The sequence below is a fragment of the Njordella aestuarii genome (genome assembly GCF_056494165.1).
On sequence record NZ_CM151397.1, the window covers coordinates 3,985,667 to 4,005,763 of the forward strand.

Sequence of the window (20,097 nt, forward strand, 5' to 3'; positions counted from 1 at the left end):
CCTTAAGGCATCGATCACGAAATCGAGCGATGCAGAGAAATTTATGTTCAAAACAGTTCGGCTAGGAAAATTTTTCGGTATCGATGTCTTCGTTCACTGGACGTTGTGGCCGCTGTTTTTATATTTCCTGGTCATTTCTTTGTTAAGCGGTGGCCCTACAGCTCTGGTCGCCACGCTAAGTTTCATAAGCGTACTTTTCGTCTCGGTATACTTACACGAGCTTGGGCATGCACTCGTTGCTAGAAAACTAGGCATTCGGACCAAAGACATTATTCTCTTGCCTATTGGTGGTGTCGCAAGGTTCGAACAAGCTTTGTTGCAGGCCAAAAGCGAAGTATTAATTTCTGCTGCAGGCCCTCTGACGAATTTTGTAATTTCAATTGTGGCGGCTGTGCCTCTGGTTATAGCTGGGACGCTAAATTCAAGCGTCTTGGAATCATTGCCCAGCCCAAGCATTTTAGGGCAAGTCGTCCAGCTGAATCTAATCTTGGCCGTGTCAAATCTTATTCCTGCATTGCCGCTTGATGGTGGACGGATCCTCCGTGGTACACTCGCGATGCGTCATGGACACATGCCAGCAACTCGCACTGCTGTCCGCGTTAGCCGGTACATTGGAATCGGTCTTATCTTGCTTGCCCCGTTCACAATGTGGATCTTCGTTTTGTTAGGTCTCTACATCATACTTGCCGGGTTGCAAGAACTCTGGACGGCAAGGTTCAGAAATGTTTTGGAATCCACGGCCGCTCGGCAAGGGCAATCATCAAACCAATGGGACGATATGTTTGAGCAGTTTGGCGGTAGCCATTCCGAGGCAAATCCGCGACGTTCATCCAGCGCTGCGTCAAAACATGACACGATCGACGCCATCGACGTCAAGCATCTTTAGTCCAGCGCATCGTAGCTGACTTCAAGCGCATCGTTGCTGGCTTCGCCTAGAAGCCGGTTGCGTAATAGAAACCGCACCCAACTTCGCCCGCGTTCTTGGCGAACGCAGCTACCGAAGATCGACGCAGCCGCATCACGCTCCAAGCGCATCGTTGCTGGCTTCGCCTAGAAGCCGGTTGCGTAACAGGAACCGCACCCAACTTCGCCCGCGTTCTAGGCGAACGCAGCTACCGAAGATCGACGCAGCCGCATCACGCTCCAAGCGCATCGTAGCTGGCTTCGCCTAGAAGCCGGTTGCGCAACAGGAACCGCACCCAACTTCACCCGCGTTCTAGGCGAACGCAGCTACGGAAGAGGGACGCAAGCGGACATATTACATCTGCAGCAGCTTCGCACCCGCATCGCTGGAATCTTTTAACAACGAGACCACTCGCTGCGTTGCAACAGATTTATCAAGCCACCGATAATCGGCGCTCCGTTGCAAAACGAACTCAGAAAAAGTTCGGAAAAGGTTGACCTCCTGCGCAGATGGATGACCTTCGGAAACTTCCTCGATCGTGTGCTCTTGTCGGTTGCTTTTCATTCGAAAGTCACAACCGTTCACATTGAAGTTTGCTGCATTGCTATAGAATCGCGTCTGGTTGCCATGGAAAGGCAACACAAAATCGTCAATGAAAACGTTGCCTTTGTCACCGCTGATATGAGCCCACTGTTGATGTTCGATTAAAAACGAACAGAAAAAGTTCGCTGATGTTCCATCGCTGAAAAACAGATCACCTGAAAACTCAGAAGGCACTTGTTCGCCAGGTGTTGTACCATAGGCATGTAGCGTCCGACCTATAACGGCCGAAGGCAACTTCCAATTCTTTGCCGCTAGAATAAATCGCACGCAATACCAGCCAAGATCGCCAAGACAACCTAGCGGTTCATGCGTTGCGTTACTACGGATATTGGACGCTTGGAAATCACTGCCACCCAAAAAGGAAAAGTTGGTTGCGATCCGACGAACGGTACCGACACCATTGTCACAATACAAAAACTTCAAAAGCGCCTCGTATCGCAACGAATGTGCAAACATGACACCGTCCATGAATTGCACATTTTGCTTCTTTGCAAGATCAGCAATTTCCTTCATATCGGACATGTTGATCGCGACCGGCTTTTCGGAAAGCACATGTTTCCCCGCCTCAATCGCAGCCAAAATCCACTCTTTCCTCAAACCAGTTGGAAGCGGGATATAAACAGCATCGATGTCATCGCGCTTCAAAATAGCTTCATAGGATTCGATGGCATCGACAGGTTCTTTAGAAGGAAACTGCGCGTTGCACTCATCGATGAACCTTTGCGCCTTAGTCTGATCGCGAGAAGCGACAGCTACCAGACTTGCATTTTCAGCAATCGTCAGTGCCCGCCAATTCTTGCGTGCTATGTTGGCAGTCGACAAAATTCCCCAGCGTACGCATGTCATCGTTTGTCCTCTTTCTCATTCAAGTTTTGTAACGCAATGTTGGCTGACTTAACAAACCGATTGACAAGATTTACGTCTTTTCTCCGAGGGCTTAGCTCCACTCCACTTGCAGTGTCGACCCCCTCAGGACGAACCGCAGCAATTGCATTCGCCACATTATCAACGTGCAAACCGCCAGCAAGAATCAAGCTGTTACTTGAAAAAATCGCTGGCCGCGGCACCAAACTATCCCAGTCCGTCTTGGCTCCCGTTCCACCAAAGCTACCAGCAACGTTCGCGTCAACCAAGAACGCGCTCAACTGTTCACTGGCTGGCAGCGATGTCCATTCGGTTGCGAACGCACGTTCAACCTCAGTCCGCGATGGCCAGCGAAGCGCGCGAACGACCGGCCTCTCACGAAAGTAGTTTCGGTCCATGGGCTCGTCACCATGAAGCTGAATGATATCCAATCCAACCTCATTGGCGATCTTGTGGACAATCGCCAGGGGATGATTGACGAAAAGTCCGACGATCTTAATGTCGCCTCGCACCGCATCTGCGATAGCCATTGCCTCCGGAAGCTCGACATGACGAGAGCTCTGTGCGTAGAAATTCAGACCGATCGCGTCGGCTCCCGCATCAACACATGCGAGCGCATCATCACGATTAGTAATTCCGCATATTTTCACTCGAAAAGGTGGATTTTTCGGCTTCAAGACTTGGCTCTCATTCGTTTTTGGGATTCGCTTTCGTTATTAAAGGTTACTCGCCCCCTGCCTGCAAGGCATTGAGAGATCTTCCTGGACTGAAATGTGATCGCGATCCGAAATTGCTACCAAGACTACCTAAATTTCCTAAATGGTTTCGAGAACCAAAATCCTACGAGCGGTTTAAAAGTCTCCAGCGGAACATTCTGAGTTGTCGATTCATTCAGTGTGTTTCTTATCCTCAACACGAAAAAGACGAACCCGTAAGTTGACCATTCCAAACGTGGAAATGCTAACGAATCGCCATAAGAAGCAAGCCCGCTTGCGAACCGCAGTAGTTTGCATGATCACAACTATCCTGCTCGCAGTGCAGTTTGCTCAACCTTTCGATTTTAAGTACGAATATCGCGCTCGCGTAATCGCGTCAGAGAACCGGCTTCAGGAACTCGAGCGCCATGGGCAATCACCTGATTCCTTGCAAATCCGCGTTGAAGAACTCAACAACGACTCGATGCTGTTGGAACGCCCGCTGGTCGCCAAACCAACTGCGACGATTCCGAATCTTCAGGTCCGTACGGTCTGCATAACGAGCCCAACACAGTGTGCCCAATCCCAGCTAGCCACTCAACTAAACGTCGCATCGCAACCGCGGAAAAGCGTCTTCGACGAAGCGTTGCAAAAGTCGGCTCGACTGAATCGCTGGCACATCAGCATCCTAGAACATCAAATTACTCACTTTAACTGGAGTAGCTCAACCGAAGCTTGCCCAATTGATGAACAAGCTGTCTCTCAAGAGGTTAGGCCAGCTGCAGGAAATCCAATGATGCTGGTCTCCACCAGAACAACCTTGGGCAGCAACGATCTGCTTGACGAACTGAAAAGCGAACTTGCACGCCGCCGAGCAACTGAACAGGAACTTCAGAAATCGCAACAACAGCTGCATGCGGTTGCCACCGGCGTTATCTCAATCTCCACTCCCTGGGAACTCGCGATCTCGAACCGCTCGATCGACAGAACGAAACTTATCGGAGTACTCCTGCTGGCGCTCGTGTTAGGAATACTATCGACTGAGTCTCCAAGGCTTGTTGCGTTTTGCAGTAAGCCGAAACAGGCATCCGTAGAGTTTTATTCCACGATGCGGAAACTCAAAATTGAAACGCTAACTGTCGTCGGGCAGCACAGCCGGACGGTCGATGACGGACAGCGACTGCTTCGTTTACAGGCGCGATTTCTGGGACTGCAGATGAAGATCTACCGGACTAGTGAGTGGATTATGATCTTGTGCTTCGCTTTGGCAATCGCGAGATTCACTTTCGATTCGGTCTGGCGAGAACTTGCCATCGAATCTCCGCTCGCCGCGATATCCGTATCAATTGTTAGCTTCCGGTAGGAATTACGGCAGCTCAAACCACCCGCAGGCTCGTGCGCATGGTTGCTGCGATGCTCGCGGACAGTACGACGGCGGGGGAACTTGACGATAAAATCAGCTGTTCGCATTGTTGAAGAGTGTGCAACTGCTCCCAAGGCAGCTCGCGGTCACCAATCGGTTGCGCTTCGAAAATGAACACCGAATGTTCAGCTAGTACATTCGAGATAACAGCCAGCGCGGGCAGGTTGGGGTCACTACTGTGCTTAAGGCTGTCTTGATGCCCATCGTTTTCGACCAGCTGGTCAATATTTGCAAAGTCAGCCGTGAGAGTGGGAAGGCAGTTGCAGACCGCCATAATCCGCCCTCGCCCATTTAGTAGTTGGGCACACGTATTGAGTGCAACGGCGATCGAGTCCCAACTGGTCACGGTTTCACGCAAGTCAAGTTCGCATACAATCAAGTCGAACTCTTGTTCAGAGTGCAATGGAAGAACATCCTTTCCATTGCTCTCATTTTCTGCTAGCAACTGCGGTGGCGCCACTTGTATTCCGCCTTCAATATTGCACCAATCGGAGGTTAGGTACATTACCGAATGCAATCCAAGAAGCCACTGCAGCTCTTGGCTATACTTCGATATTTCAAGCTCAAAGCTGTTCGCAATTCGTTCGCGATTCCATCGCTGTAAAGTCGCTTCATCGGTGAAGGCCGGGATCAATCCGCCAACGTACGCAGAACTCAGATCGTAGCCACTGTTTAGATGCGTGACAGGCAGCAAGAAGTCGGCTTCCAGCAACTTGCGGTGAACGTAGATGGGGTTCGCTTTCTTGTCTGCAGCCAGATATGCCAAATCGTCCTGCGAAAATGGTGGATAGATGATCTGAATGAGATCGATTGCTGCTTGATTCGAGACTTCATCAACACCCATTGCTTGAAAGTTCTCGTGTATTGCCGAAAAGAATTTTTTCTGATCAAAGCTGCAGTTCGGTGACAGCACGACTGAAATGCGATGTGGCTCAATTCCTTCACGTAGAAAGTAGCACACTGTGATAGCAAGTAACTGTGATGCTTGCGGAACATTGGCACTGCACGCGATAGCAATATTGTCATCCGAAATTATCGCTTCGCGCACCGGAGGAAACTTTAAAGGGCCTTCGAGAGCACTGAAGACTCGATCGACGTCAGCCTCTTTCGACTCAAGAGAACAACCGATAGTTTGCAACGCCTCAGGGACGTTTAGACTCACTTGACCGCTGTGGGTATAAAGCGACAAAAGCCTTGTCGCATCGCACTTGCTCATCGTCGTGTTACCAATTCTGTTTTCTGCCGTTAAGAGTAATCAGCAGAGTAGAACACTTTGTTAGATCCGCAAGTCTTACTGAGGAATTTAAGCGATTGACGCGTTATTCGTCGTCGATCTTCTTGTTCCCACCACCTCCGCCATCGCGTCGCTCCAAACCAGAACGTTCCAACAACGACGAACGGAAAACTGCTTCAATATGATCATCATCGGCCGGCGGAGGTCCTGCAGCACCCAACTCCTCGGGATCGTAACGGATCTCGTACTGATGTTTTGCAACTGCAAGAATAGTGCCAGGATCGAGGCGTTTACGATGCGACACTCGATAGCCATTCACTTTCGTACCATTTCTTGAGTCCAAGTCTTTGACAAACCAGTAGCCGCTTTCCAGAGACAACCGGCAATGCTGCCCCGAGACGTTGGAAAAACGCAGAATAATGTCGCAGTTTTCGCGGCGGCCAATCAAAATGCGATCCTTACGCAGCGGAATCTCTTCGCCCCCGCCGGTTGGTATCAATCGCCCGTAGTTAGACATGATTTGAGTATGAGATAGTGTTGATTGAATTTAGATCCATTATCATTATCAGGACCGCTTCCGCATCGGTGTGGCAGTCGATCCCCACTCCATTTTAATCTATAACTCTTCTAGTTATAAGTTTGGCAGAATTGAGAGTCAACATTTTGACACGCATCGAAACGGTTGCAACGCCTGAACCAATCAGCGGTCAACTTTTGCGTGGCAGCACATCTATAAGCGGATTAATAGCGACTTTGGCCTCATTGGTCGAACGATTTTTTTAAAGACTCCCGCCAGGATTCCGGAATTTCAGCCTCCAACTGCAAAATCAGCTGAAATTCGCGTTCAGCTTTGTCCGATTCTCCGGCGTTTTTCAGTGCAGCCAAATAGTCACCACGTACCGCCCACCAGGTTGGACTGCGAGGGGGAACTTTTGGTAGCAGGATACTCTTGAACAACTTGTGCGCACGGGCCGCTTCTTTCGGTTCCCCCAACGCAAGTAAGCGTCCATACCAAAGTAAATTCTGAAAGCTATCGTTTTTATCGACTACTGCCTTCCAATCCGAGATGGCTATGGCCGCGTCACTATTGCTCGCAGCGCTCAAGACCGTCAGCAACTGCCATACTTCCGACAACCCGCTCGCGATATGACCAAGGCTCGCACCCTCCCCAAGGAGGAGACCGAGCTGACTGCTGGATCGATCTAGCTCCTGTCTCCAGGACGCATGCACTTCCTTGAAACCGTAAAGGCGTTGTGAAATCGCTCGAGCAACCGTCAACTGCCAAGCAACGGTCTCGATCGGATCTAAGTCTGGCATGCTTTCAAGCGAGAGTTCGCTGCCAGGTTCTGACTGGGAAATTCGATCGACGACGTCACCCAGTTGCAACAACCAGTTAGGTACCTCGGCACCATCCTCTGTGGCCGAAATTCCACTCCCGACGACTCGATCGATCCAATACGTCGACCGCGCAACGTTATAAATCGGCTTACGATCCAATCCTAAGTTTTCAGACCGCGTTAAACCGCCTAAGGCTGCCAAGTCAAGTACAGCAAATGCGGCATGCCGGCTGCGGGCAATCGTTTTCGTGGACGCATTCGCGGCTTCACCGGAGCCTTCAAGCTCATGGTGCCAGTCAGCGTAGACGCTGGCTGCTTGCGCAAAATCACCTGTCATACTCGCAGCGACAGCGAGATATTCCGCGACCGTCAATGCCCCCTGGGATGCCGGAAAATGGGCCAGATGCTTTTGAGCGAGCGCTTTGAAAACCCGATCCGTTTCTCCTTGAGACAGTTGAGAATTCCGCAGCAAGCCGCGTGCAAACTCGACCGCTTGCAAATGTAGCTCAGCAGCTCCGGCCAACGATTTATATCGAAGGCAATCCTCACTCCATTGCTTCGCAATCTCCAACATCGCCGCAATGCTTTGCGGATTTACAGTATCGCCTTGCCGTTGAATAACCAATTTGTACGCGAGAGCGATTCGGTTTTTCGCGAAATCAAATCCAGTCTTTAAATCGTTGACGGCAAATGCTGCTTCTTCTGCGGAACGAAGCCTTGCCAGAGCCTCTTCGCCTCGATTCGCAAGGAGATCCTGCTGCACTTGAGAAAGCACAAGTTCGGTATTGGAGTCTTTTTCACGAGGGAGCGATCGCAACAGCAATGCTTCAGCACGCAATCTCCAGTAATCGCCAAACTCTCGCCCAATCGCTTCCTTGAGCGCCAGCAATCCCGACAGTGCAGGGGGCTGGATCAGAGTCTTCCCAAGCGATTCGTAGCCAAGTACCATTTTTTCATTTTCCCGCGTCGCTTTGCCCGACTCGGGCGCAGCAATTAATCGGCGAAGATTAAGACGGAATACGCTGTGTGCAAGAGGCGGGGTTACCCGTTTATGGAAATAGAGCACTGCCAACAATTCTCGCTTTGATCTTTCAAGCGATTCAGCATCTCCGTTTTGACCGACGATTTCAGCAGCAAGTAAACGGTTAGCGAGCAAGAGCTCAGGGTCAGTGATCTGCGGTTGGTCCAGCTCAAGCATTTGCAATGCCTCGATCGCACTACCCGACTGCGATTGCGCTCGAGCAGTCAACAGATTCATCCGGGGGCCAAACGAAACTTGATCGGACAGCTGCGGCGAAACTCGCTCAATTTCGCGAAGTAGATTTGTACTCGCCGCAATTTTCTCCGCATCGGCGCTAAAATCTACCTTGTCCAACTGCATCGCGAACACGTCTATGCGAAGAAGCAAGATTTCATTCGCCAACCGATGCAGTTCTACCAACCACATCTGGCTATTGCGCACCTCCCGCATCTGCGCCAGCTGCGAGATGCGATCGCTGCAACGGTCGTAGAGCAGGTTCAGTGTGTCAAGTGCATCTGTAATTGCATTCGAAGCGTTTTTATTTGACAGGTCGTCGCTGCTTGTTGATAAATGAAACGCGATTAGGTGCCGCGCGAATTCCACGCGTCCTTGCTCTAAAGCGAATTCGAAGAACAGTTGATGGTCATTCCGCGTCGGGATCTGCGAATCGTCAAGAAGCGTTTGCGATTCAAACTGCGAGATGGCTCCCTTGGCGTCTCGCATGACCTGCGGCAGCATCTGCGCATAGGATTGACCACGTACATCTAAACTCCAGACCGCTTTGATCGCATGCAATCGAACTAGCCGCATTTGGTCATGCAACTTCATCCGATCATCCTTAGACGCATTCGCAGTCCAATGTTGGTAGAGTCGAATTGCGTCGTCGAACCGACGGTCGTCGATTAAGGGTCGGACGATCGCCTCATGCAAACTCCCAGTATCGGTAAAGGCGTATGAGGCCGATAGGGGCTGCGACTTGACGGGCAATCCCTGCGCAACCACGACTTTGACCCCAGCGACCGTCGCTACAACCAGGAACAGGTTGCATAAAGCCAAACGGTATAATTCATCGAATAACGGTTTGAACATGTTTGAACCGTCTGCCCCGTTCGTCTTCATGTTCGCGAGTTTGTTACCTTACGCTATCGTTGATCCGCTGACACGCGCCGATGCAACGAACAAGTTCCTTCATTGCAGTCCTTTCCGGCGATCTTGTAACGACGATCGGCAATTAAGCGATATAGCCGTCGCCACACCGGCATCAGTCCTGGCAAGTACATCACTAATGCTAGCGGATAAAGGGCAGGAAGCCTAGTTGAAAGATACTTGAACGCATCAGCGCCGCCGAATCGTTTCCCATCCGCGGTCGCAACCCACATCTGATCCATCAACATCTCATGCGTCAAATCGGGGAATCGCACCGCTACCGCTTCGTCATGCAGCGAGAGAAATTCGAGCTTCCGCGTAAAATCTAACCACTTAAGGCGATTAACACTCGCTGTGCAGAAATTACACATTCCATCAAAAAGGACGGTGTCGGCATCGTTCGTCTTACGCTTGTCATTCATTTTTTCAACTCCAGGATTGTTTTATTCTACCCGTGAGCTGTAGCAAATAGTCACCCAATTCGAACAACAATCGCTCTCTGTTTTTTAAATTGATGGCTCAGCGAGGCAATTTCTGGTTAACGAGTCGGATTGCATCAACATTCCAATTTCGCTACTAACACAATACTGCTGCCGTTCGTAGGCGTTGACCATGGAAGGAAGACAAATGCCTTGTAGTTTGCCTAGTTTACTACGCCTGAATAAATTGCCCAGTCTCTTACCGATCGCTTTCGCCAGCGCGGTGATTCTTGGCCACGCGGCGGTCGCATTTGGACAGGGCGCCGCTGGCGATCAACCCGGAACTCCAGCCTTTAATGCACCCAAATTCCGAGATCGCCTCTTTGAAGCAGGCGGTCCGACGATCGTCGACAGTAACAACGGCAAAACTATCGCTGATGTGATCATCGAAGGCAACGAGACCATCTCCGAGCACAACATTCTCTCGCGCATGCAATCGCGCGTCGACCGTCCCTATGACGCTGATATTTTGTCACGCGACATCGCCGAGCTCTATCGAACAGGGTTCTTTCAAGAAATCAAGACTTCTTTCGTCGAACCGCAACCAGGACAAGTCACAGTCCGATTGAAGTTCACCGAACGCCCAACGATTAACAGCATCGTCTTTCATGGTAACAAAGCATTGGATGAGAAAAAGCTTTCCAAATTTTGTGGCTTTGACAAGGGCGACCCGATTAGCCCACACTCGGTACTAGCAGCGCGGAATCGGCTGGAAGAACTTTATCGATCCGAAGGCTTCAATCAAGCTGACATTCAAGTTTACCAGGGCGATAAGCCCGGTGACCGCGACGTGGTTTTTCGAATCAGCGAAGGTCCACTCGAGCGCATCGCTGATATAACCTTCGTTGGCAATCAAGCATTTTCAAGTGAGCTGCTGAAAACAAAACTGAGAAGCAAAGATAGCAACCGGTTTATTCCAGGGCTGACAACTTATCTTTTCAACAAAGCAATCCTTGAAACGATCGAGCAAGACAAGCAACGATTGACGGGCTACTACCGCTCTCTCGGCTATTTCGACGCGCGTATCGAACCTCAGCGATCTTACGATGAGTCAGGTAAATGGGTTTCCATAAACTTTGTTATCTCCGAAGGCGAACAGTACTTTGTGCGGAACGTCGAAATTGAAGGTAACCAACACTATTCAACCGAAAAGATCAAACCATACCTGGAGCTTCGCGCAGGCGATCCCTTCCGTCAAGCGAAAAAGGATCGCGACGAGAAATTTCTACGTGACGCCTACGGTGCTGCTGGATTTATCTTCGCCGACATCGTCGCTCAAGTCCGAGTCATGGACGGTAATCAGCTAGACATCGTGTACTCAATCGAGGAGGGCGATATCTACCGAGCTAGCGAAATCAATGTTCACATCAACGGTGATAAATCGTATACCAAAGAACGCGTCGTGCTCAACTACCTTGGCAACTTGCGCCCAGGCGACGTAATCAACGCGGTTGAAGTTGAAGATGCTGAACGCCGCTTGGGCTACAGCACCATCTTTGAAACCAATCCTGCACAAGGCGAACCACCCCGAATTTCGATCAAGCCGGTTAACGAGGTCATGCCTGAAGACTTCTGATTTGTGAAATTACAATCCAAAGTCTCTTCACGTCACGCTTCCTAGCCACAATGTTCAACCGCTCGAAAACGATTCCGCAACGCACCATGAAACACAGTCAAGTTAGAAGGCTTAGGCCAAAAAGTCGATTAAAGCTTGCGGTGCAGACTTCACTCGCGGCCTATATGGCAAGTATGGGCGTCGGCACCGCGGTTGCGCAAGAAATTCCGAACAGATATGTTGCCCCTAACAATGGATATGCCCAGCAGACTAATTCTGTACCTATCAACCAACAACCTCAAAGCGGCTTCGATCCGTTTCAGAATCGTTACCAATCGATCCCGGCCCAAAGTTACCCGAATACCAATCAAACCTACGCGGACTCGTACGGTCAAGCCATAACGAGCCAGCAACCACTTTCGCAACCATACGTTCAACCAACCGCTCCGCAGAGCTTCGCTCAGCCGCAAACGGTCTACCAGCAACCGCAGGCTTACCCAAGCGGTCAATTGCCAAGCGAATTCGCCACTCCGTCAGCTCCCGTACAAGGCTACGGTCCGGAGCAAGTCTATGGAGTTCCGCAGGGTAGTTCTCAATCGTTCGTGGCGCCATCACAGCCTCTTGGCGAACCACTAATGCCATTAAACAGCCCCTGGTCGCTCAATCCCGATGTCGGAAGTAGCCTGACAAATCCGTACCAACCACGAGTTCGCGACGTACCAATCGATGTGTTCGTCCAAGAAGGCCAAACAGGCCGATTCGTCCTTGGCGGTTCGGTTAATACCGATTTGGGAGTTGCTGGTCAGGTGATTGTCGAAGAACGAAATTTCGACCTGTTCAAGTTTCCTCGCGGCCTAGGAGATCTCTTCAACGGAGCATTCCGCGGTGGTGGACAGAACTTTCGCCTCGAAGCAGTCCCAGGAAACCAAGTACAGCGTTACTCGGTCGATCTTACAGAACCAAACTTATTCGGATACTCACCTTACAGTCTGTCTGTTGGCGGCTTCTACTTTAACCGAATCTATCGCGACTTCGACGAGCAACGCTTGGGTGGTCGACTAGCCCTTGGTTACGTAGTCACACCCAACATGCAGATTAGCACAGAGGTTCGTGCTGAAGATGTTGAAATTACTGACCCTCGTATTAATGGAGTTCAAATACTTGATCGCGCACTGGGAAGCAACGATGTTTACACAGGTCGGGTCCGCTTAACACATAACACACGTGATAGCCCGTTTCTCCCGACTCAAGGTCATCACCTTGAATTGATCTACGATCAAGTATTCGGCGAATTCGACTTTCCGCGAGGTCAAGTAAACTTTAGCCGCTATTTCTTGTTGCGTGAACGCGCTGACCGAACTGGACGACACACGCTTACAACTGCGTATCGTCTTGGATTCAGCGGAGCGGACACGCCGATTTTTGAAAACTTCTATGCGGGTGGATTTTCCACGTTGCGTGGCTTTCGTTTCCGAGGTGCAAGTCCTGTCGAAAATGACGTTCAAGTCGGCGGTCGCTTTCAATTCCTCGGTTCGCTTGAGTACATGATGCCCGTCACTGCGGACGATATGATTCGCATGGTAGGATTCGTTGACTACGGTACCGTAGAACGCGACATTGAACTCAATTGGGACAACTTTCGTGTCGCCCCAGGACTTGGCTTGCGTATTGCCGTTCCAGCACTGGGTCCAGCCCCGCTGGCATTCGATTTTGCCGTACCGATCAATCAAGCCGATACGGATCAAAAACAAGTATTCAGCTTCAACGCTGGCTTTACACGGTAGCATGCATGTCCAACTTCATTGTCGAACTAGATGTTTACGCAGGTCCATTGGATCTGCTGCTGTACTTGGTCCGACGCGAAGAGCTTGAGCTTGCTGATTTATCGCTGTCCAGAATTGCAGATCAGTACATCGGCTTCTTGGAAGTCCTCGAGACTCTTGACATTGACAGTGTTGGAGATTTTCTTGAAGTTGCTGCTCTCCTTCTCGAGATGAAGGCAAAGGCCGTCTTACCCCAGGGTAACGAGGAACTTGAAGCCGAAACTCAAGCCTTCGATCAAGCGGACGACCATCTTGTCCAACGATTGATCGAGTATAAACGGTTCCGTGATGTATCAAGCGTCTTGGATGAACGTTCCGTCGATTGGCAGATGCGTTATCCACGAATGGTGAATGACCTTCCCACCCGCACGGTATCGCCAGAAGATCAGCCGCTTGAGCGAATCGAAGTCTGGGATTTAGTCAGTGCATTTGGGCGAATTCTACGGGAACGTCAGCCGGCTCCCACCGAAACCGTCATTTACGATGAAACTCCGATGCACGTCTACATGCAACGGCTACATAAGCTTGTGATTGAACGAGAGTCTGTTGAACTGCAAACGCTGTTTGAACTAGGACAACATAAAAGTTCTTTGGTCGGTCTCTTCCTTGCAACGCTCGAGCTTACCCGGCATCACGGGTTACAAGTCCGACAAAACGGTGCTGGAGGGGCACTCGTACTTTATGCTGGTGAAAACTTCAAACGTGAACTAGAGGTCGCTGAAATCGATAACATGCTCGCTGAAAAGCTGGAGCAATCTAATTTTGCCTATCGGCCACGCTAACTTCCAAGGCCAAACTTGTCCCAAATGCGCTTCATCTTGCAAGTAAAGTCTTTAACTAACTTGCAGGTACGTCCCACGCTTGTAAGCTCATAAGGTACTGACTCACTCGCTCGCGGTTCTTTTCGATATAACCCAACAAGGCGATGAGCACTACTCCGCTTGCAATTCCGAACGCCCACCATGGCCATACTTGATCAATCGCTTGTTGAGCGTGCCAAACCATGCCCACAAGAGAAATGAGGATGAAGGCAAGCGAACTAAACAAGAGGGCCCGGATTCGGAAAACCATTCCGCAAGAAACGCCGACCAGCGACAATGCCAAAAGAACAATCGGCATCCAGAACGATTCCGAAAAAGCCATCAACATCATATCCGCAGTGCTACTGAGATAGCCCAGCAATATTACGAAATATCGTACACCGGTCAAAACCGACCTGGAGAACTGATCACGATGGCGTTCAATGAAGTACAACGCGGCGATCGCTGGCGGTAATAGCCAAAGCTGAGGATGAGCACCTATTTGACTCCATTCAAACTCGTAAAGGAAGCACCAAAAGCTAAAGATCCCGCACGCCGCCGCCAGCATCTGCAACACAGACGAGCGATAGATCCATGCTTGAGTCCCGTAAACGATGGTCGCACCCAACATCAACGATCCATAGTTCCCCCAGTCTTGCCAAAACGTACCTTGCGGCGTCATCCAGATACTGAACAATGGAATGAGCGGGAGCAGCAAGTTTGTCCGACGAATCGGGTTTCCAAACACCTGCGAGTGCTCGACTCGAACAAGCCGTCCGATTCCCAGACTTGCCAAGACAATCAAGAAAACAGCAACTGGCCACCAACGAACGAACCATCCGGTAAAGAACACCGGATAGCAAATGTAGAATTGTGTTCCCAGAATTATGAGCAACAGTTCGGCGCCATAGACTGCGAATTGCCTCGATTTAATAGTCTGGCCGATCTCGTCAGCAAACGGACGTACTGCAAATTGGAGCGTACGAGCAATTATCGCAATCAATGAAAGGAGCACTGCGAGTTTCTCCATTGTCGATAGCTCCGCCGCAAGTTGCTGGCCCGGATGTAACACAGCAATACATACTGACAAAACTGCCGCAATAGCAGACACAAAAGTAAAGCACCAGCTAAACTGATAAAGCGAGCGGTACCAGGAACGTTCGACCATCCGCCTAGCAGCGACCGCTGTGTAAGCGATCGACAAAAATGCTCCACTGATGACGATTCGCTCCAAATGGATAAACGCAAAAGTAGACTCGGAATCGCCGTACGCGGGAAGATCTTGTATCCCAAAAAAGATACCCGCCGCACTAAGAAAACCTAACGCCACTTTACGCACGTTGTCACTGAGATCAGGCAACCAGACTAGCGCCAATGCCAACAGAAACGGTATCGCCGTAGCCGAACTTCTTAGCAATGGGTTTGAAGAGCCAAGCACCAACACGACCGCAGGCATTAACAAGAGAATGCCAATTGTAATAGCAGCCTTCTGCATCCATCGACTAGCCTGCACCGTTTGGATCCGAGCAATCGAACGCGCTAGCGCGTTTGTCGGAGTCTGCACATACTTCGACAGATGAATCGTACGAAGCACAGCCGCGTTAATCGCTAACGTGGCCGCTGCGCCGACTATCCAGTAAAGCAACTGTGTGTCTTCAGGTACGTTTGTTTTCTTAAGAAGCCAAATAGTTGGGAATAAAACGAGCGGAAACATCGCAAAGTATGCTTGGCGAAGTTGTTGTCGACTTGTATAGCGAAATGCCAACCAAACCGTTAGGAACAACCCACCAAGTGCAAGGAATACAGTGTAGGTCGTTAGCCTCACATGGTAAACGGCATCATTATCGATCAGAATCATCAAACTAATCAGGGTCAATAGGCTTGATAGACCAAAAGATACAAACGATTCAACACGAGCTTCGTAGACGCCAGCAAGGCGTATAGTCCAATCGGATTCTTCGAATTCGCTGTTTATCTCTGAACTGCTGATTCGCTTTCTAATGATTTGGAGCGCGATCGAACCAAACGAAATAAGCAACGGGCCGAACAGTGCGAAACAAACCAGGTCCCAAAAACTTATCCACGCTAGGTTCGTCTTCCAAGCGACCAGGGACATTGACATAGACATCGCGCTGGCAACTCCCCACGTCAGAATATGTCGGTGAAAACTCCAAAACAGACACGCAATAGAAATAACTGCGTACACTGTTACTGTCCAATTGGTCGACACCCCCAACAGTGGCGAGATAAAACAAAATGTGATCATCAATGTAAACACCAGCGTTCGTAGAACCAAAAATCTTCGTGCCCAGTTCGTCAGCTGACTTACAATCTGCATTTTGGCTCGATCCATCGAGTCTCGAAAGAACATCACAACAGCTTGAATCAAAAGAGTGATGGCGATTGCGGACATAACAAAGTCGATACTCGCGAGCCACCAAATTTGCGGTGCAATCCACAGCAAATAATTGCTACCGCTGACTGCTATAACTTCGAGAGCCGATGGCAATGCGACTAAGAGAAAAGGAAAATGAAGCGTGCGAAACTCTTTCAACCCGCCTCGAAAATTTGGGATGACTATACACGCGACAAAATGAAGGAGAATTGAAATTGCCGCAACGACGCCTCCAAAATACGTATCAATTCCGTAGCTGTTGGGCAATAATCGGGCCTTATAGGACAGTAGAGCAACGCACAACACTGACTGTACGATGAACGCTACAAATCCGAAAGCATACGCGTGACGATCGTCGAGTAGACATGACGTCGTTTCACGATTCGGAACGGCTGTTAACGCTGCTCGAAATATAATGATGCTCGTCAAACTTACAACAAAAAGTTGCAGCCCCAAAACGATCGTTTTCTCAAGGTCGATCAATGGTACTGGTTCAATCAGCAACAATGAAGCAGTTGTCCAAAACGCCAACGTAAAACCAAAAGTGACGGCTTGATTTTCATTTCGTTCAACACTGCTTGCGCGGTACCAAGCTACAGCCAACCAACACCAAAAAGGCAAAGTCCATTGTAAAGTAGGCAATAACAAATCCAAGGCACTGAGCTTCAGCCCTACAACACGCCAATCTTGAATCAATGGTGCCATTGATGATCCGATGTACGCATTGAACATGCAAAGGCAACTCAAAATCGCTAGCCCGATAGTAACGACTGCCCATACTCCATCTGCTAGACCATCGAAAATGAAATTTTTGTAGGTCGCAAACTTATGGTTGAAAAATGTTATCGCGAAACTGGTCAACAGACATGCCCAAAGGATTGTGACGACATTCGCTGGCGGATGGATAGACCAGCCAAACAGCATCGTCATAATCACGGTCGCAACACTCCCGACGGCAAAGAAGAAACTTTTGTTAAGTCTAGGTGCAAGAGTTGATCGGTACGCAGCCATAGCTGCTGCAATCATCACGACGACAGAAGCAAGAATCGCGAAACACTCATTCAGCTGTAATGACTTGAATGCCTCGAGACCAATTTCCAGGGCGGCACTGGAATTCAAAGCGATCCATAAACTTGCGGTCCCGGGTACAACCGTCACCAAAGCTATACCAACTAAACCAACAACCATTCCGTAGAGGGTAAGCGACGAATTGAAACGATCTGACGACGGCAACAACCATTTGTCCAACAAACATAGAACACTCAACGTAACAATGACCAGCGCACTATGAAGCGAAACTGCCGTCGCGAGTCGCAATTCCGGCCACCAGTCGTAGTCGAATCCGATATGAAACAGAACAAACGCTCCCCACGCGGCCGTTACTAGTCGAAAAAGTTCGAGCACTTCAAAACGTTTGTAAACAATCGAAGCGGCGAGCATAGCTACAGGGACAGTCCAACCCACCCTCAAGAGTAAACTTGAAGAATCTACCGGCCACCACGTAAACGGTAGGCTCGCAACGCCACTAAATGTTGCGGTTAACGCCAGCAGTTCAGCGACTCCGAACAGGCTGCTTTTGGTAAGATTCGGCCCGCCCGTTAGCTGATACGACTTACGCATCCAGACGCTGGCGACTGCGAATAGACTTGAGAGCATTGAAATCGTCGCAAAGACGATACCGATCGATCGTGTTGGTCTCAGCAGAACAATCGTTTCTTGCAGGTAGGGATTTATTTGTACAAGATGTACGACGGCGAAACTTAAGAATAATAAGCCCAGCGTACAAACACCTAATGCGAATCGATGATACGACTCTGCATCAACAGAAGTTTTGCATCGTGCTTTACATTCCATTACAACGGATGAAACTAGAGCGGAAAATCCTAGAGTTGCAAGTAAAATCTCAGGCCAAAGAGCTACGTCACGAAGACCAAATACTTGCAGCAGCGAGGCAATGCTTGTTAGCAACGTTGCTAATACAATGTGCGCGAATCCTGATTGCAACATCGGAAGTCGCCATTCCTTTTTGACCATATACGCGAGCAAGGCAGACAGCGCACCTGCAATTAAGCACGCACCAACCTTTGGGAACAGCAACCAATCTCGGAAATACATTTCTCCTTGTTGCGTGATCGCGCCTTCAAGTACAACCGCGAGTGTGAAGGTGCCGCCAAGTGCCACAAAGATTCTTGACAACACGCCAGGTGCTACGCGAGCCAGCACAAGTTGCCACATTGTCACCGTAATTAGTGACAGTGTAAGGGCGTTGCGGGAATCCCCGACTTTGTAAAGAGCTAACGCAACCAGTGGCGTTGCTATAACGAAGAATGTCCATGCTATAAGCACAAAAAAGTCTTTGATGCCAAACTTGATTCTCTCTGTCACACCCTTTAATGGAGAATTCAGCGTTGTAATCCGTTGAATGCTTAAACGTCTCACTACTCCAAACGAAACGGCTATCCAACAGCAGAGGAATGCGATGATGAAGTACCAGAACCAGATGATACTACTGAGTTGTCCCAAGAATCGAAGATTAAAGAACAGGACGGCTGCGAGTGTTGAAAATAATATCTGATAGACAAGGCTTTGAAGCCTGCCGGTCAACGTTCTACCAAGAGAGATGCGATTTTCGTTTGAGACGGCTATGTGCATCGCCGCGGCCCAATTACAGACCAGCAACGGCAAAAAGGCAATGCAGCATGCAAGCAGATCCGATCTTTGCCAACTGTGTGCTAGGTGTGTAACGAGCAATGAAAAGCTCGATGCGACAATGGTTGATGTTACGAACCAATGGTGGCGACCGAACAACGCTCGACTAGTCCACCACGCAAGCGAACTATATACAGCTCCGCCAGCGACAATCGCGAACAGATTAAAAAATTCAAGCTGCACGATCGTATTGTCACGCTTGGACAACAAGATTCCAACCATCACGGACAGGGGTATGAGCATGTTTGCGATCAGCAAAATGCCACGAGAAGTTCGCCGCAGCTTCCACTGGCTTAGCGTGTATTGTCCTGCCGCATGAATTGCAATAGTCGCCAAGCAAAAGACGAGGGCAGGGAAGAAGCGGCTGGTCGCTGCCAGAGTACTCCATAGGCTGACAACCAGGCCGACGGAGCACACAACAATGAGTGCGGCGCTGATTAGCTCGATCCAGCGAACATTCGCTTGCTGCATAAACGCGCTCAAAACATCGACTGTCAGACGCTTTGAGATGTTGGATTTACGTGAGTCGGTTTCCTCCGAACGGACCGGCTCATACTCTTGTTCAAGTGCATGTTTTGCAATCGCTGGCGGTTCATCCAGAGCGTGCGCGGGCACAACCAGGGGTGCTGCAGGTACAATGAGTGGAGTTCGGTGTTCGACTTCGACCCCGGACTTGGTCGCTATAACCGGAGGAGCCGTAATTCTATCTTCCGTACTCGAAGGCTTTTCTGTTGCAGATTTCGTCTGAAGTTCTTTGATCTTATCGCCAAGATAATCCAATAGAGCGTCGACGTCGTTTCCTTTTTCGGGAGTGACCCAGCCGCGAAACTTGGCGAGTTGAACGAGCCGCAGTGCTCCGGCAAAATCATTCTCGATGCTGAATTTTACAGAGTTTCGTCGTTGGCGTTCTTCGTTCGAAACTGCGGCGCCACATTGTGGACACGTATGTGTTCGGCAATCTACGTCAGCATTACAAGTAGGACAAGACTTTGACCGAAATGCATTGAAAAAGCTGGCAACGACCAACCATATCGCGTGACCGCTCACGGCCCAAACGCCGATCGCGAATAAGATAATGAGAAATGTAGTCATGTGTAGCGACCTTTTCT

At 49.8% G+C, this 20,097-nt stretch carries 12 protein-coding genes; 5 read left to right on the plus strand and 7 right to left on the minus strand.

Annotated elements, in window-relative coordinates; translation table 11 throughout:
- The first annotated feature begins 43 nt into the window (after nucleotides 1-43).
- A complete protein-coding gene (locus tag SH451x_RS15705; RefSeq protein ID WP_479357935.1) occupies nucleotides 44-886 on the plus strand; it encodes a site-2 protease family protein in 843 nt (280 codons plus the stop codon).
- 372 nt (nucleotides 887-1,258) lie between these two features.
- On the opposite strand, the gene SH451x_RS15710 is transcribed toward SH451x_RS15705, so the two are convergent.
- Entirely contained in the window at nucleotides 1,259-2,353 is a 1,095-nt protein-coding gene (locus tag SH451x_RS15710) for a Gfo/Idh/MocA family protein (RefSeq protein WP_479357936.1), read from the minus strand.
- Nucleotides 2,350-3,048: a phosphoribosylanthranilate isomerase gene (locus SH451x_RS15715; protein ID WP_479357937.1), complete on the minus strand. Its 699-nt coding sequence runs from the start codon at nucleotides 3,046-3,048 to the stop codon at nucleotides 2,350-2,352. Before SH451x_RS15715 ends, SH451x_RS15710 begins: the two co-directional genes overlap by 4 nt.
- 334 nt (nucleotides 3,049-3,382) lie before the next feature.
- Here SH451x_RS15715 and SH451x_RS15720 point away from each other — a divergent pair, with 334 nt between their 5' ends.
- Nucleotides 3,383-4,429, plus strand: coding sequence for a hypothetical protein (locus SH451x_RS15720; protein ID WP_479357938.1), 1,047 nt, complete (start codon nucleotides 3,383-3,385; stop codon nucleotides 4,427-4,429).
- 13 nt (nucleotides 4,430-4,442) lie between these two features.
- Here SH451x_RS15720 and SH451x_RS15725 read toward each other — a convergent pair whose 3' ends face one another.
- From SH451x_RS15725 to SH451x_RS15740, 4 genes are all read right to left on the minus strand, one after another.
- A complete protein-coding gene (locus SH451x_RS15725; protein WP_479357939.1) occupies nucleotides 4,443-5,705 on the minus strand; it encodes a hypothetical protein in 1,263 nt (420 codons plus the stop codon).
- Nucleotides 5,706-5,808: 103 nt separating this feature from the next.
- A complete protein-coding gene (locus SH451x_RS15730) occupies nucleotides 5,809-6,240 on the minus strand; it encodes an FHA domain-containing protein (protein ID WP_479357940.1) in 432 nt (143 codons plus the stop codon).
- Nucleotides 6,241-6,482: 242 nt separating this feature from the next.
- Complete coding sequence (locus tag SH451x_RS15735) at nucleotides 6,483-9,170, minus strand: hypothetical protein (RefSeq protein ID WP_479357941.1); 2,688 nt, start codon at nucleotides 9,168-9,170, stop codon at nucleotides 6,483-6,485.
- Between the two features lie 53 nt (nucleotides 9,171-9,223).
- The gene (locus SH451x_RS15740) at nucleotides 9,224-9,649 is read right to left on the minus strand and encodes a thiol-disulfide oxidoreductase DCC family protein (RefSeq protein WP_479357942.1); all 426 of its coding nucleotides are present in this window, start codon (nucleotides 9,647-9,649) and stop codon (nucleotides 9,224-9,226) included.
- Between the two features lie 205 nt (nucleotides 9,650-9,854).
- Here SH451x_RS15740 and SH451x_RS15745 point away from each other — a divergent pair, with 205 nt between their 5' ends.
- The 3 genes from SH451x_RS15745 to SH451x_RS15755 all read left to right on the plus strand — a co-directional run bounded on the left by SH451x_RS15745 (nucleotide 9,855) and on the right by SH451x_RS15755 (nucleotide 13,866).
- Nucleotides 9,855-11,282 carry a BamA/OMP85 family outer membrane protein gene (locus SH451x_RS15745; RefSeq protein ID WP_479357943.1) on the plus strand — a complete coding sequence of 476 codons (1,428 nt, stop codon included), beginning with the start codon at nucleotides 9,855-9,857 and terminating at the stop codon, nucleotides 11,280-11,282.
- Nucleotides 11,283-11,422: 140 nt separating this feature from the next.
- A complete protein-coding gene (locus SH451x_RS15750) occupies nucleotides 11,423-13,045 on the plus strand; it encodes a BamA/OMP85 family outer membrane protein (RefSeq protein ID WP_479357944.1) in 1,623 nt (540 codons plus the stop codon).
- 5 nt (nucleotides 13,046-13,050) lie between these two features.
- Nucleotides 13,051-13,866 carry a segregation and condensation protein A gene (locus SH451x_RS15755; RefSeq protein WP_479357945.1) on the plus strand — a complete coding sequence of 272 codons (816 nt, stop codon included), beginning with the start codon at nucleotides 13,051-13,053 and terminating at the stop codon, nucleotides 13,864-13,866.
- 55 nt (nucleotides 13,867-13,921) lie between these two features.
- On the opposite strand, the gene SH451x_RS15760 is transcribed toward SH451x_RS15755, so the two are convergent.
- Complete coding sequence (locus SH451x_RS15760; RefSeq protein ID WP_479357946.1) at nucleotides 13,922-20,080, minus strand: hypothetical protein; 6,159 nt, start codon at nucleotides 20,078-20,080, stop codon at nucleotides 13,922-13,924.
- Between the last annotated feature and the right edge of the window lie 17 nt (nucleotides 20,081-20,097).